The 15,305-nt window shown below is 63.5% G+C and carries 7 protein-coding genes; 3 read left to right on the top strand and 4 right to left on the bottom strand.

The features are described from left to right. Positions 1 to 91 precede the first annotated feature (91 nt). The 3 genes from ABD837_RS07070 to ABD837_RS07060 all read left to right on the top strand — a co-directional run bounded on the left by ABD837_RS07070 (position 92) and on the right by ABD837_RS07060 (position 7,591). Complete coding sequence (locus ABD837_RS07070; RefSeq protein WP_345052128.1) at positions 92 to 2,695, top strand: cellulase family glycosylhydrolase; 2,604 nt, start codon at positions 92 to 94, stop codon at positions 2,693 to 2,695. Between the two features lie 171 nt (positions 2,696 to 2,866). Continuing rightward, the gene (locus ABD837_RS07065) at positions 2,867 to 4,915 is read left to right on the top strand and encodes a HelD family protein (protein ID WP_345052126.1); all 2,049 of its coding nucleotides are present in this window, start codon (positions 2,867 to 2,869) and stop codon (positions 4,913 to 4,915) included. Between the two features lie 174 nt (positions 4,916 to 5,089). Beyond that, positions 5,090 to 7,591, top strand: coding sequence for a glycosyl hydrolase 53 family protein (locus ABD837_RS07060; RefSeq protein ID WP_345052123.1), 2,502 nt, complete (start codon positions 5,090 to 5,092; stop codon positions 7,589 to 7,591). Between the two features lie 190 nt (positions 7,592 to 7,781). Here the strand turns inward: ABD837_RS07060 and ABD837_RS07055 are convergent, their stop codons facing one another. The 4 genes from ABD837_RS07055 to ABD837_RS07040 all read right to left on the bottom strand — a co-directional run bounded on the left by ABD837_RS07055 (position 7,782) and on the right by ABD837_RS07040 (position 15,183). Further along, complete coding sequence (locus ABD837_RS07055) at positions 7,782 to 7,994, bottom strand: heavy-metal-associated domain-containing protein (RefSeq protein ID WP_345052120.1); 213 nt, start codon at positions 7,992 to 7,994, stop codon at positions 7,782 to 7,784. A gap of 481 nt (positions 7,995 to 8,475) precedes the next feature. Then, a complete protein-coding gene (locus tag ABD837_RS07050) occupies positions 8,476 to 10,938 on the bottom strand; it encodes a TonB-dependent receptor (RefSeq protein ID WP_345052117.1) in 2,463 nt (820 codons plus the stop codon). 289 nt (positions 10,939 to 11,227) lie between these two features. Further along, entirely contained in the window at positions 11,228 to 12,334 is a 1,107-nt protein-coding gene (locus ABD837_RS07045) for a cytochrome-c peroxidase (protein ID WP_345052115.1), read from the bottom strand. A 125-nt stretch (positions 12,335 to 12,459) separates the two neighbouring features. Continuing rightward, complete coding sequence (locus tag ABD837_RS07040; protein WP_345052112.1) at positions 12,460 to 15,183, bottom strand: PAS domain-containing sensor histidine kinase; 2,724 nt, start codon at positions 15,181 to 15,183, stop codon at positions 12,460 to 12,462. Between the last annotated feature and the right edge of the window lie 122 nt (positions 15,184 to 15,305).

Raw genomic sequence — 15,305 nt, 5'->3', positions numbered from 1 at the left:
TTTCCCTGAGTTACGCAAACGTTTGTGTAAATCGGGAAAGGCCTTACCTTCGCAGCTACATTCCGCTATTGCCCTTTTACTGCTGGTTTCTATGCCTGTACGTTTGCTGCCGCTGCTGCTATTCAGCCTTGCTTTTCTACTCGCCTTGCCGCCGGTATCGGCCCAAAAGGCTCCGACCGCACCAAGCGGCGACGTGTATGTGGACCAAGCCGGCGTGCTGCGCTGGCAAAAAACGAAACAGGAGGTCGCGCTGTTCGGCGTGAACTACACCACGCCCTTTGCCTACGCCTACCGGGCCCACCAGCGGCTGGGCGTGAACCACGAGCAGGCCATCAGGCAGGATGTGTACCACCTGAGCCGCCTGGGCGTCGACGCCTTCCGGGTGCATGTCTGGGACGTGGAAATCACGGATACGACGGGCAATTTGCTCGAGAATGAGCACCTGCGGCTGCTCGATTTCCTGGTGAACGAGCTCAAGCAGCGCGGCATCAAAATCATCCTCACTCCTATTGCCTACTGGAACAACGGCTACCCCGAGAACGACTTGGGCACCGGCTTTTCGAGCATCTACTCGAAGGGCGCAGCCTATACCAACCCGCGCGCCATTGCCGCCCAGGAGCGCTACCTCACGCAGTTTCTCAACCACCGCAATTCTTACACGAAAAACCTGAACCGCGAAGACCCCGACATTCTGGCTTTCGAGGTGTGCAACGAGCCCAAGTACGGCAAGCCGCTGGCCCCTATCACCAGCTTCGCCGACCGCATGGCCGGGGCCATTCGGGCCACGGGCTGCCACAAGCCGGTGTTCTACAACGTGTCGGAAAACCCCGATGTGGCCGAGGCCATTCTGAACGCGAAAGTGGATGGGCTCACGTTTCAGTGGTACCCGCAGGGGCTGGTGGCGGGGCACACGCTGCGCGGCAATTTCCTGCCCTACGTCGACCAATATCCCATTCCGTTCAGCAGCGATGCACGGTTTAAGTCGAAAGCGAAGATGGTGTACGAGTTTGAGTCGGCCGATATTCTGCAGCCGATTATGTACCCGTTTATGGCGCGCAGTTTCCGCACGGCGGGCTTTCAGTGGGCCACGCAGTTTGCCTACGACCCGTTGGCGCTGGCCTACGCCAACACCGAGTACCAAACCCACTACCTGAACCTAGCCTACACGCCAGCCAAGGCGCTGAGCATGCTCATCGCGGGCAAAGTTTTCCGCACCGTCAAGCGCGGGCAGCAATTCGGCCGCTACCCGCAGGATTCCGTGTTTGGCGATTTCCACGTCAGCTACCGCCAGCAGCTGAGCGAGATGAACACACCCACCGAGTTCTATTACACTGCTAACACTAGCACTGCCCCGCAGCAGCCCACGAAGCTGAGGCATCTGGCCGGCGTAGGCTCTTCGCAAGTGGTGAAATATGGCGGCCTCGGCGCCTACTTCCTCGACCGGCTGGCCCCTGGCGTGTGGCGCTTGGAAGTAATGCCCGATGCCGTGGCTATCCGGGACCCGTTCGAGAAAGCCTCGCCCAGCAAGCCGGTGACGCAGATTCTGTGGAACGAGCAGCCGCTGGAAGTAGCGCTGCCAGACCTCGGCCGCAGCTTTTCGCTGCGTGCCCTGAACGAGGGCAATACCTATGAGGCACATACCGCCAACGGCCGCATCAACGTGCGACCCGGTGTATACCTTGTCGCTGCGTCTGGCAAATCAACCCTTCCTTTCGCTTCGCGCACCGTGTTCAACCACGGGGAATTGCGTGATTTTGCGGCGCCGAAAGGGTTTATGTTCTTGGAAGGGGCACAGCAGCAAGTGCGCCACATCCCGCTGGCTCAGGCCACTGCCGGCCAGCCGCTCAGCATCGGCGCCACCATCACCGGCGTAGGCGCGGCTGACAGTGTGTTCCTGGTGGCACAGCACTACTACGGTCGCACCCGCACCGTGCCGATGCGCGCCACGGCCTACGCCACCTATGAGGCCCGAGTGCCCGATGAGCTGCTGTACGCTGGCGAGCTACGCTACTGGCTGGCTGTGAAGAAGGGCGCGCAGATTCTCACCTTCCCCGGCGGTTTTGCGGGCCAGCCGCGCGACTGGGACTACGCCCACGCCGAGCACTACGAAGTTCCCATTGTGGCGGCTGGCACGCCGCTACTCCTCTACCGCGCCGACCGCGACCAGGAGCGCATTGAAGCCCGCGGCCTAGCCCCCAACACTTGGACCGACTACGTGCCTTCGCCCAAGGGCACGTTGGCCCTGCGCCTGGTGCAGGGCCCGGCCCGGGCCGGTCAGCCCGCCGCCAGTGGCCCGGCTGTGAGCCTGCGCGCCTTTTTCGGCGACCGACTGGTGGGCCGGCCCGAGGATTTGGGCCGCTTCACGCAGGTAGTTCTTCGGGCACGCACCAGCCAGCCCAATGCTAAGCTCAGCCTGCAGCTCACCACCAAAGATGCCGTGAGCTACGCGGCCCCGGTGGCGCTGGCAGCGGGCGCGGCCATGCAGGAAGTGGTGGTGCCGCTCAGTGCTTTCCGCGCCGCGGCGGGTTTGCTGGTGCCCCGCCCCTACCCCGGTTTCGGGCCCCTGACCTACCAACCCGCTACTTCGCCGCCTTTGAAGCTGGCCGACGCTGAAGTGCTGCAACTCGTGTGGGATGCCACCAGCGTAACGGGCAGCCCGGCTAGCGTGGATGTGGAGTCGATTACGTTGCGGTAGGTTGTGGTAGATGTAGGGGCGGGGCTTGCCCCCGCCCGTCGTTTGCAATTCTCCAACGAGTTCGTTCAACGACGGGCGGGGGCAAGCCCCGCCCCTACATCGTTTACTATAGCCTCAGAGCAGAATTTGAGCCTGACCTTTGCGGTCCATTTTCAAGAAAACACCCCCGGGATGAACGCGACGCAGCAAGAGGAAAGAGAATACCTGGAAGAAATTAAGGAGAAGCTGACGCTGGCCATTCGGCGGATTGATGGCGACGTGAAGCAGTTTTCTAATGAGCTCCGGGATAAAAAGGAGTACATCCACGAGCACCAGTCGGGCATGGACGATGCCGACATGGTAGCCGCCGAGCAGTCCGTCAACCGCATGGCGTTTACGGGCGAGGCGGCCGTGGGCCGTAAGCGCAAGCTGCTCAAGCTGGGGCAGTCGCCCTACTTTGGCCGCATCGATTTCACGCCCCAGGGCAAGGGGAAATGGCCACCGGTGTATATCGGCATCTACTCCTTTATGGAGGAGCGGCAGCGCCAGAACTTGATTTACGATTGGCGCGCCCCGGTGTCGTCCATGTTCTACGATTTCGAGCTGGGGCCGGCTTCGTTCACCACGCCGGCTGGCCCGATGCAGGGCACCATCGACCTGAAACGGCAGTACAAAATCCGCGACGGCCGCATGGAATTCATGCTCGAAAACGACGTGAATATTCACGATGACGTGTTGCAGCGCGAGCTGGCCAAGTCTTCGGACGACAAGCTGAAGAACATTGTCGCCACCATTCAGCGCGACCAGAACGCGGTGATTCGCAACGAGACCGCGCCCGTGATGGTTATTCAGGGCGTGGCCGGCTCGGGCAAAACGTCCATTGCCCTGCACCGCATCGCGTTTTTGCTGTACCGTTACCGCGAGACGATTGGCGCCCGGGACGTGCTGATAATCTCGCCCAACAAGGTCTTCGCCGACTACATCTCGAATGTGCTGCCTGAACTGGGCGAGGAGCATATTCCGGAGCTGGGCATGGAGGAGCTGGCCGCCGATTTGCTCGGCCATCAGTATCCGTTTCAGACCTTTTTCGAGCAGGTATCGGCGCTGCTCGAGCAGCCGCACCCCGCGTTCATCGAACGCATCCGCTACAAGTCGTCGTTTAAATTCCTGAGCCAGCTCAACCAGTATTTGCTGCACGCCGAGAACAACTACTTTACCGTTAAGGAGCTGCGGGTGGGCAGTACTGTAGTGCCGCTGCAATTCCTGCTGGCCAAGTTTCGGACTTTCCACCGGGTGCCGCTCCTGAAACGGTTTGCACTGGTGGCCGAGGAGGTGCGGGCCTTCGTGCGCGATGCCGTCCGCCGCAAGCTCAGCAACCACGAGAAATCCACCATCGGCGAGGCCATTCCGCGCATGTTCAAGTTCCATCAGGTGATGGATTTGTACCGGGACTTTTACCGCTGGCTGGGCCGGCCCGAACTGTTCCGGATGGAGCACGGCCAGCCCCTGGAATACGCCGACGTGTTTGCCTTCGTCTACCTCCGCATTCGGCTCGAAGGCCTCAATACCTACGACCACGTGAAGCACCTGTTGGTGGACGAGATGCAGGACTACACGCCCGTGCAGTACGCCGTGCTGTCGCGCGTGTTCGCCTGCCGCAAAACCATTCTCGGCGACGTCAGCCAAACCGTGAACCCGTACAGCGCGTCCTCGGCCGAAACCATCGAGCGCGTGTTCCCACAGGCCGAGGTGGTGCGGCTCTACCGCAGCTACCGCTCCACGATGGAGATTACGGCGTTCGCGCAGCGCATCACGCCCAACCCCAACATCATCCCGCTGGAACGGCACGGGCCCGCGCCCGCGGTGGTGCGTTTCGCTAGTAGGGATGAGGAGTTGCAGGGCATTAAAGAACTGATTACTAACTTTCTGAGCTCCGGGAATCATTCATTGGGCATCATCTGCAAAACCCTGCGGCAGGCCGAAGAAGCCTTTCGGGTACTGGAAGCGCCCGGTATTTACCTGCTCACCGACGAGTCCACGAGCTTCAAAGAGGGCATTATCATCACCTCGGCGCATCTGGCGAAGGGTCTGGAATTTGATGAGGTGATTGTGCCGTTTGCCTCCGCTCGCACTTACAAAACGGAGGTCGATAAGAGCATGCTCTACGTGGCCTGCACCCGCGCCATGCACCAGCTCACGCTCACGTTTTCGGGCGAGGTTTCGGTCTTTTTGTCCACTTAGAAATGCTGGCTATTCGAACGATGTAGGGGCGGGGCTTGCCCCCGCCCGGGCGTCAGAACCCTTTCAATAGTTCCGTGCTTTTCCAACGATTCCGTGCAACGCCGGGCGGGGGCAAGCCCCGCCCCTACCTCATTCGATGTAAACTATCCAATCATTACAACCAACTCCACCCTGATGAAACGACTTCTATTGCTCCTGAGCCTGCTGGCCGGGCTCGTGCCCCACGCCAACGCCCAGACAACCGCGCCCTTCGCAAAAGGAGCTGATGTGAGCTGGGTAACTCAGATGGAGCAATCGAACTACCGTTTCTACACCGAAGGCGGCACCCCGCAGGACCTGTTTCAGCTGCTGAAGGGCTACGATATGAACACCGTCCGCCTGCGGGTGTGGGTGAACCCGGCCGGCGGCTGGAACAGTCCGGCCGACGTGCTGGCCAAGGCAATGCGGGCCCAGGCGCTGGGCTACCGCGTCATGATTGACTTCCACTATAGCGACGAATTTGCTGACCCCGGCCGCCAAAACAAGCCCGCCGCTTGGGCTGCCTACCCGTTTCCGCAGCTGCTCACTGCTGTTTATGACCACACCTTCACCACGCTGGAGCTGTTGAAAAACAACGGCATTACGCCCAAGTGGGTGCAAGTGGGCAACGAGACCAACGACGGCATGCTCTGGCCCGAGGGTAAGGCTTCCGTCAACATGGCGCAGTTTGCCCAGCTGTTCGACCGTGGCTACGCGGCTGTGAAGGCATCGAACCAAAGTATCAAGGTGATTGCGCACGTTTCCAACGGCTTCAACGTGAACACCTCGCGCTACATTTTCGGCGGCCTGACCAACAACGGGGCGCGGTTCGATGTGATGGGCCTCTCGCTCTACCCGAGCATCACCGACTGGCCCACGCTCACGGCGCAGTGCCAGGCCAACATGAACGACTTGGTGGTGCGCTACCCCGGCAAAGAGGTGATGGTGGTAGAAACCGGCATGCCCACCGATGCGACCATTCCCACTCAGCAAATGCTCCTCGACCTGCAGGCCAAAACCCAGGCCGTGCCCGGCAACAAGGGCCTCGGCGTGCTGTACTGGGAGCCGCAGGCCTACAACTGGATGGGCTACAATCTGGGCGCCTGGACCAACGCCGGCCGGCCCACCACTGCCCTGCGGGCCTTTCGAAACGTGCCGCCGGCCGCCGGCCTGGTGTACAACCCCGGCTTCGAGTTCACCGGCCCCACGCAAACGCCGCTGGGCTGGAGCACCGCCTCTACTGCTGATGCCGACTTGACGCAAGCACCCGGCGTCGCGGGCCTCTACCAGCTCACGCACCAGAAAGCTGCGGCCTACCAGGTGCGCACTTACCAGCTGCTCACCAATGTGCCCAACGGCACCTACACGCTACGGGCCCGCGCCCAAAGCAGCGGCGGCCAGACGCAGTGCCAGCTCTACGCCAGCGGCTTCGGCGGTACCGAGCTGGCGACTACCCTACCGACTTCGACCACCTGGGTGCCGGTGCAAGTCAGCAATGTTGTGGTGAGCAACGGGCAGTGCGAAATCGGACTGCGCTCGACAGCCGGCGCGGGCCAGACCGCCCGGCTCGATGAGGTAGAATTTGTAGCCAGCACCACGGCGGCCACGCCGCAGTTCACGCTCGATGGCCAGGCCTCGGCGGCCGAAATCGGTACCGGCCCGGGCCAGTACCAGCTGGCCGCCACCTACACCGGCCCGCACTCCGAAACCGACCGCGGCCTGCAAGCCCTGTACGTGGGCAGCACCGCTACTACGCTAAACCTGCTGCTGACTGGTTCGGCCGAATCGGCGGGCGGGAGCTACCGCGCCTTGGTGCTGTACCTGAACACGGCCGGCCAGCTGGGTGCGCCGGCCAGCCAGCAGCTCATCGGCGGCAGTAATGCGCCTTCGCCGCTCAAGCACCGCCCGACGCTCGATATGCAGGCCGACTACGGTTTCCGCGTGTCGGTGGGGCCAACTTCGGCCACGGCCAACGACGTGTATTTCAGCCGCGTTTCCTACGTGACGGGGGGACCCGTTACGCCGGGCAACGACACGTACATCGGGGCTGGCACCAAAACCGGCGGCGTAGTTGTGGCTCCGGCCACGCTCGACCTTGCCGGCGCGCGCTTTGCCTACTTCAACACGCCCACCCTCACGACCAACACCAGCAACGCGGGCCTTGAAATTGAGATTCCGCTGGCGGCGCTGGGTGCGGCGGGGGCTTCGGTGGGCGCGGGCAGTCGCATCGAGCTGTTTGCCGGCTACACCGATGCCGACGGTGTTTTCTTCACCGATGTGATTCCGACGATTCCCGGCCGCACCACGCCGCTGGGGGCCAACCCCGATTTCACCGCCATTCCCGGCAACCAGTACGTGGCGTTCCAGTTGGGCAGCGGCGTGCTAGCCAGCCGCAGCGCGGCCGATAAGGCGCTGGATGTTTCGCTGTACCCCAACCCCGCTGCCGCTGCCGCCATGCTGGCCTACACCGTGCCCGGCCCCGGCGCGCAGCCCATAGCGCTGAGCGTGTACAGTGCACTGGGCCAGCGCGTGCGCACGGTAACGGCCCGTCAGGCCGGCCACCAGGAATTGGTGCTCGGCCGCCTGCCGGCTGGCGTCTACCTGCTGAAACTGCAAGTGGGCGACTTGACAACCAGCCGTCAGCTGGTGGTGGAGTAGCGGGCCCGCTCCGGCCCGACTGCCCTAGGCGGTCTGACCGGTGGAAGCAGCAACGACTCCGCCCCAACGACAACCGGTCGGACCGCCTAGGGCGGTCGGACTGGTGGAACCGCTCCCCACCTGAATTCAAAGCCAAAAAAGGGCAGCCCCGATGCAGGGCTGCCCTTTTTCGATTCATCCCAGCCGCGACCTAAGCGGCGGCCTGAATCTCGAAGCCGGCACCTTCTACGGCCTGCACTATCTGCTCGGCCGTGGCCTGGTCGGAGGTTACGGTCAGGATTTTGGCGGGGTTGACGGTATCAACCTGCCAGTTGCCGGCTCCCACGGCTTGGTTGAGCGCGGGCGTGACGGCCTTTATGCAGCCGCCGCAGTTGATGGTGGTTTTGAATTGAAGCGTGGACATGATAAGGAGAAGTTAAATGAGAATGGCTCGCGACAAAACGGGCCGTGAAGGCTGCCGGAAATCAGCCTGACTGCAAGGGCAAATTTACGATTCAGGCCGCCCGCACCCCCCACAGAATTCGCGTCCAAAGCTGCGTAATTATGCCCTCTGCCAGCCCCGATAGTAACCGGCGCTACGGCTTTTTCTCCGGCTCTACAGGCTGTGTGAGCAAGGAAATGCGAAACGAGGCGAACATGACAGGAATTTAAGTAGTCACGCACAAGTAAGCGTCATGCAGAGCGCAGCGAAGCATCTCGCTCGCATCATTAAACGATTGATTTACTGCCACACGCGAGATGCTTCGCTGCGCTCTGCATGACGTTCTTTTACTCGTTTATTTTTGCGCACCTACTTCAGGAAAGAAGCGGTAGTGCAGCAACTGCTAACGTTGCCGAACTTCAAATTCAGGAGCTAAGAAGCTGTTTGAATGATAGTGAAAGGCCTACTCGAAGCCGCGCTCATCGGCCGGCTCCTCCTTGCGCTTGGGGCGCGGGGCCGCACTGCCGTTGCCAAAGCGGTAGCTAAAGCCCAAGTACGCGATGCGCGACTCGCGCTTGTTGCGCGCCACCGACTCGAAGCCGGTGCCGGCGGCGTTGAAATTGAACTGCAGCGTATTGAAGATATCAGACACCCGCAGCGTGAGGCTGCCTTTCTCCTTCAGCACGCTGTACTTGGCGGCAAAGTCGGCGTTGAACTGGGTGAGGCGCTGGCCCTGGACCGACACCACCGGCGAGCGGTAGTTAGCCGAGAGCTGCAAGTCGAGCAGCTTGGTGGGCGATACCGTGGTATTCAGCCGGCTCGTGTACACGAAATTGCTGGTGTTGAAATCGACATTGGTCGGGGCCGAGCCTTTGATGATGCGCCGGAAAGCCGAGGCGTTCAAGCTCACTTTCCAGATGCTGGTGAGCGGCGCACTCACCACGGCTTCGAGGCCGTAGTTGGTTTCCTGGCCCACATTCAGGCGGGTGGTGTTCGTGACGATGGAATTGGTAATCACATCGAAAAACAACGGGTCGCGGATGTTGGTAATCGTGTTTTCTTCGAGCCGGTAAAACGCCGTGGCGCTCACCGAACTGCCGGCCCCGAAAAAATGCTGGTCGCCCAACTCCAGCGAATGCACGAACTCAGGGCGCAGCTCGGTGTTGCCGGCGCGCAGGTTCAGCGGGTCCGAGCGGTCGGGGAAAGGGTTGAGTTCGTCGGCGCTCGGGCGCTGCACGCGGCGCGAGTAGCTGAGCTGCACCCGGTGCTCCTTGCTCACATCGTAGGCCAGCACGGCGCTCGGAAACAGGCTGAAGTAGCTCCGCGTGAAGCTTGGGGCGGGCACGTTGGCCACCAGGTCGCCGCGCGTGTCCGTCTGCTCCAGGCGCAGGCCGAACTGGTAGTTGAACGCGCCGGCCACGTTGGCGTAGGTGCCATACACCGACTGGATGAACTCGTGGTAGATGAAACGGTTCGAGGGGTTGTAGGCCAGCGCGGGCTGGCTGATGAAGCGGTAATCGTCGTCGGAGCGGCGCGAAATGCTCTTGGCGCCCAGCTCGTAGCGGCCCTTCTCCCCCACCGGCCGCACGTAGTCGAGTTGGGCCGAGGCCAGGTCGTTCTGGGTGTCGAACTGCTGCTGCTGGTAGCCGGTGGGCTGGTCGCGGTAGTCCACCGTCGAATTCACCCCGATGTCGCTGTGCACCGGCGTGTACACAACGTTGGCGGTCAGCTCCCGCCCTTTTTGTTCGGGCCAGATGCGGCGGTAATCCAGGCTGAAATCGGCCTGTTTGGCTGCGCCGGCGTTGGTATTGTAGCGCGTAGTGTTGCCCAGCGAGGGCCGGTCGCCGGTGGTTAGGTTGGTTTGGTTGGAGATGATTTCCTCGCGGTTGTTCTGCGAGTTGTAGCGCGGCTGCACGGTCAGCGTCAGGGTCTGGTCGGGGGTGAGGGCGTAATCGAAGCCCAGGCGCACGGCGTGCGACACGCCCCGGAACACGCCAGTGCGGTCCTGGTTCAGCACCACAGCCCCGGTGGCGGTTTCGCTGCGCTGGCGCACCGAGCCATAGCCCGTGCGGCGGTCGTCGCGCCAGTCATACGAGCCAAACACGTTGAACTTACCCTGGTGGTAGTTCAGGCTGAGCGAGGTGTTGTACTTGCGGCCGGTGCCGGCCGTGGCGCTGGCTTGGCCGTTCAGGCCGTCCTGCCGCTCCTTCTTCAGCACGATGTTGATAATGCCGGCCGAGCCCTCGGCGTCGTAACGCGACGAGGGGTTGGTGACTACCTCAATGTTCTGAATCGAGCTGGCCGGCAACTGGTCCAGCGTCACGCCGGTGGGCTTGCCGTCCACCAGAATGCGCACGTTGGTCGAGCCGCGCAGGCTCACGGCGCCGCTCTGGTCCACCGTCACGGAGGGCACGTTCTGAAGTACGTCCACGGCGGTACCCCCGGTAGCAGTCAGGTCCTTGGTCACGTCGATTACCTTTTTGTCAAGGTTGTCGGTCACAATGGCGCGCTCGCCCTTCACCACTACTTCGGCCAGCTTGGTGGCGGCCGTGCGCAGCCGCAGTGGCCCCAGGTGCAGCTCGGAGGCGGCGGCCGTCAGGCTCACGGCGCGCAGGCCGGTACGGTAGCCCACCACGGTGGCTTTGAGCACGTAGCTGCCCAAGGGCACTTTTTCCAAAGCGAAGGCCCCGCTTTCCAACGACTGCGCGCCGGTAACGAAGGTAGAATCCGAGGCCCGTAGCAGCACCACGCCCGCAAAAGGCAGCGGCTGCTGGCTGGCGGCGTCGAGCAGCGTGCCGTCAATCCGGCCGGTGGTTTGGGCCTGGGCGCCCAGCGACCCAGCCAGCAGCAGCAGGGTTAATAGGTTCAGCCATAGCTTGCTTTGGTGGCGCCGCCGCGCATCCTCCCGGTATTCTTCAAAAATCATCACAACCGTGTTCTTCTCTGGCTCACCAATTCATTTGGCTACTAGCCCGACACGATTTGCTGGGCCGGGTTGCAAATGCAGGCCGCGAAAGTCGTGGAGGAATCTATGCGAAACCTGTGGCCCACGGGTTTGGGGTTGCTCTTGAACGGGGTAGAGACGCATACTTGCGTCTCGTCGTTGAACGATGTCATCCGGGGGTCGTTCGCCTCGTTTGTTCGGGTTTCGTTTGCCTCTGTCGTTCGACGACGAGACGTAAGTATGCGTCTTTACACCAGCCAAGACTTACCCGCTACGGCCGGGCGAAGCGCCGGTCGTGGGTAAACGTGGTATCAGTGAGCGTGCGCAGGAAGGCCACGATTTTGGCCTTTTCGTCGGCCGTCAAATCCAGGGTGAGGCTGCGCTGGGCGGGGTCGTTGGTGGTGTTGAGCAGCAGCGGGTCGATGTTGGGGCTGTTGAGGACAACGTGCTCGTTGTAGTGGCTAACGACGTCTTCGAGGCGAGTAAACCGGCCGTCGTGCATGTAGGGCGCCGTGAGGGCAATGTTGCGCAGCGAGGGCACCCGAAACTTGCCGTTGTCGGTGGCCAGGCCGGTTTGCGCGCCCAGACCCCTGTCGGCCGGGGCGGCATCGAGGCCGTTGTTGCTGAAGGTGTGGTTGGTTTGCAGGTCGCCCGAGTGGCAGTCGCCGCAGTTGCCGCCGCGCAGCGTGCCATTGGGGTGCGTGTTGAACAGCAGCAGGCCCTGCTGCTCGTAGGCGCTCAGGGCCGTGCGGTTGCCGCGCCGGAACTGGTCGAAGCGCGAGTTGCCCGACACCAGGGTGCGCTCGAACTGGGCCAGGGCTTTGAGCAGGTTGGTTTCGGTGATGGTGCTGCTGCTGAAGGCCTGGCGGAACAAAACCGGGTAGGTGCTGCCTGCCTGCAGGCGGGCCACCCCGGCGCTCAGGGCCTGGTGCATTTCCACCGGGCTTTCGAGGGGGATGCGCGCTTGGTTTTCGAGGCTGGTGGCCGCGCCGTCCCAGGTTAGCTTAGGCTCCCAGGCCAGGTTGGCCAGGCTCATGGCGCTGCGGGGCGTGCGGCCGCCGTTCACGCCCAGCGCATGGGCCCGGCCGTCGCTGAAGGCCAGCTCCTGGCGGTGGCAGGAGGCGCAGGAAATGCTGTTGTCGACGGATAGCGCATTGTCGTAGAACAGCCGGCGGCCCAGCCCCACCCCTTCTACCGTGAGCGGGTTATCGGCCGGCGCGGCCGGCAGGACCGGGAAGTTGCTGGGCACGTCGAGCACATAGGCCGTCGGGGCCGCCACAGGAACTTCCGGCGTCACGGTTTCGGCATCGTGCTGGCAGCCGGCCAGGGCCAGGGCGGCGAGCACAGGAGCCAGAATGCGAGTAAGTCCTGCTTTCATCGAAAAAAGTACGCGGGAAGTGCCAAGCGCAATGGGTGGTGCGGGACGCATCGCCGGGCAAAAAAGTGCCCGCGGTGCTCAACCAACGGCTGACCTCCACAAATATAGGCCGGCCCGGGCCCAGCTTACACGTCTACTTCGAAGCTGATGATGGTGCCCCGGCCCAGCTCCGACTCCACCGACAGCTCGCCGCCCAGCAAGGCCACCCGGTTGCGCACGCCGGCCAGCCCGATGCCCACCAGCGGCTCGGCGGCCAGCACGGCGGGCTCGAAGCCGCAGCCGTTGTCTTCCACACTCACGTAGAGGCGCTTGGGTTCGTGGGCCACGTGCACTTCGACTTCGGTGGCCTGGGCATGCTTCATCACGTTGTTGAGCAGCTCCTGCACGGCGCGGTACACGGCAATTTCCACCTGGGCGGGTAGGCGCTGCTCGAGCCCGCGCAGGTGCAGGTGCACGGGCAGGCGGGCCGGGGCAATGCGCTTCACGAGGGCCTCCAGGGCCGTGCGCAGGCCAAAATCCTCCAGAATCCCGGGCGTCAGCTCGAAGGAAATGGTGCGCGTGGTGCGAATGGCTTCTTCGAGCAGGCGCACCGACTCGCGTGGCGCGGGCGGCTGGCCGGCAGACTTGTCGAGGCTAAGCTTGGCGGCGTAGAGCAGCTGGCCCAGGCCGTTGTGCAGGGCCTCGGCAATGCGCTTGCGCTCGCTTTCCTGGGTGGTGAGGATGGCGGCCAGCACTTCCTGCTGCTGGCGCAGGCGCTGCTGGGTGGCTTCTTCGGCCAGGCGCTCGCGCTCGGTTACGTCGCGCAGAATGACGAGCACGCCGCCCGAGGCATTGCCGACCGGGGGCGGCAGGGGCACCAGGTGGGCATCGTAGCGCCCGGGCCGCTGCCGAAACGTGCGGTTGAAGCGGTCGATGCGGTCGCCGGCCAGGGCGCGGGCCAGCTCGTGCTCCGTGTATTGGCCCAGGTCCGGCAGCACGTCTAACAGCGGCTGGCCCTGCACCTGGGCGGTGCTCAGGCCGAAGTAACGGGCGGCTTCGGCATTCCAGACCACGATGCGCCCTTGCTCGTCGAGGGTGATGATGCAGTCGACGCTGTTTTCGAGCAGGCTCTGGGTGAAGTCCTTTTCGACCTGCAATTGCCGCCGCTGCTGCTCGGCAACCGTCACGTCCACGGCCAGCACCACCACCTGGTGGCCCTGCTCATCAAAGAAAGCATAGTTCTGGAACGCCACCGGCGGGCCTCCGGCTACCGGAATCTGGGCCAGAAACTCGGCCTGCCCGCCGTGCAGCACGCGCGCCAGCTCGGGCTGCACGGTAGTGAATATGTTGTGTACGTTCTTGCCCACCAAGCTGCCTGGGAGGATGCCCACGGACGCCAGCCCGGCCCCCACCGATTCGAGGTAGGTGCCATCGGGCCGCAGGCGGGTGAGCACCATGGGCAGCTTTTGCAGCATGCGTTCGAGCACCAGGTTTTTGTAGTGCAGCTCTTCGTCGGCGGCGCGCTGGGCGGTCACGTCGCGCAGCACGCCGGTGAGGCCCGTGGCGTGGCCCTGGCCGTTGGCCACCACGCGGCCGGCCAGGTGCAGGTAGTGCACCGAGTCGTCGGGCCACACCACCCGAAAGCTGAGCTCCAGGGGCCCCTGCACCGCAATGGCAGCTTGCAGCCCCCCCCACACGCGGGCCAAATCGTGCGGGTGGAAGCTGGTTTTGATGTCTTCCACCAGCACCGGGCCGGTGGTCGGCTGGCGGCCAAACACTTCCTGAGAACGCGCATCGCCGACTATTTCATTGGTACCAAAGTCCCAGGTAAACACGCCGGTTTGCGAGGCGGCCAGGGCCAGACTCAGGCGGGCTTCGCTGTCATGCAGCCGCTGGGCCGCCGCCCGCGCCGCCGTAACGTCGCGCCACAGGATGTGCACCAGCGGGGCCGTGCCCCCCAATTCGATGGGCGTGAGCACGGCCTCGACCCAGATTTCCTCGCCCGTGACGCGGTGCATCAGGGCCTCGCAGCGCCTCGAGCCCTGGGCCACCGCTTCGGCGATGGTGGCCTGAAACAGGTCGCTGGTGCGCTGGCCGTTGGGCTGAAACTCGGGCGCGGGCATCCAGGCGGGCTGGCCCACGAGCTGCTCGCGGTGCCGGGCGCCAATAAGCCGCAGCGCCGCCGCGTTGCAGTCGACGTACTGGGTGCCTTGCAGCAGCACCACCGCGTCGGAGCTGTCGGTGAAGAGCTTGCGAAAGCGGGCTTCGCTAGCGGCCAGCGCATCGGCGGCCCGGCGCCGGGCCGTTACATCCAGCACGGCCAGCCGGCACTGCGGGCCGTTGGGCATGGCCGTGCGCAAGCCTTCGAGGTGCCCATAAAAGCTGGTACCGTCTTCGTGCAGCAAAGGCAGCTCGATGCTCTGCGATGCTTCGGAGCTAAACACCCGGGCCAGGAACTGCCCGAATTCCAGGCGCTGGGCCGGGGCGACAAACAAGGCGAAGCGGCGCCCGACCAGCCGCTGCCGCACGGCGCCCAGCTGCTGGCTGGCGCAGAGGTTGAGCTGCTCGATGAGGCCATTTTCGCTGAGCGAGAAGTAGCCCACTGGCGCAAACTCGTAGAGGTCGACGTACTGGCCGCGGGCATTCTCGGCCTCGGCCTGGGCCAGCAGCAGCTCCTCGTACTGCATCTCGAGCTCAATCTGATGCACTTGCAGCTCCTGCACCAGACGTTGGGTCTCTTCGGGGGTGTGCGGGGCCGAAGCCTGGGTTACGAGCCGGCGACGCGTTTCGGCCCGGTCGCGCAGCGCCAACAGGCTGGCGTGGGCCGCGGTGAGGCCGGGCGGTAACTCGTCGGGGGCAGGAGTAGGCATCGTGGGCACAGGTGGGAAATGAAGGGCGGAACAATGAAGGTAAGTCCTCGCCCCCCCGCAGGCAAGCTCGGTGGCAGGTACCGGGTTTCCCTTCTGGCCCAACCCGTATTCATCCCCCTGCA

This window comes from Hymenobacter glaciei (genome assembly GCF_039539585.1).
GTDB classification, from domain to species: Bacteria; Bacteroidota; Bacteroidia; order Cytophagales; family Hymenobacteraceae; genus Hymenobacter; species Hymenobacter glaciei.
This window is presented reverse-complemented; position numbering and strand designations above follow the sequence as displayed.

Coding starts and splice junctions, on each gene's coding strand:
- ABD837_RS07070 (WP_345052128.1), top strand. CDS start 92: ATGCCTGTACGTTTGCTGCCGCTGCTGCTATTCAGCCTTGCTTTTCTA.
- ABD837_RS07065 (WP_345052126.1), top strand. CDS start 2,867: ATGAACGCGACGCAGCAAGAGGAAAGAGAATACCTGGAAGAAATTAAG.
- ABD837_RS07060 (WP_345052123.1), top strand. CDS start 5,090: ATGAAACGACTTCTATTGCTCCTGAGCCTGCTGGCCGGGCTCGTGCCC.
- ABD837_RS07055 (WP_345052120.1), bottom strand. CDS start 7,994: ATGTCCACGCTTCAATTCAAAACCACCATCAACTGCGGCGGCTGCATA.
- ABD837_RS07050 (WP_345052117.1), bottom strand. CDS start 10,938: ATGATTTTTGAAGAATACCGGGAGGATGCGCGGCGGCGCCACCAAAGC.
- ABD837_RS07045 (WP_345052115.1), bottom strand. CDS start 12,334: ATGAAAGCAGGACTTACTCGCATTCTGGCTCCTGTGCTCGCCGCCCTG.
- ABD837_RS07040 (WP_345052112.1), bottom strand. CDS start 15,183: ATGCCTACTCCTGCCCCCGACGAGTTACCGCCCGGCCTCACCGCGGCC.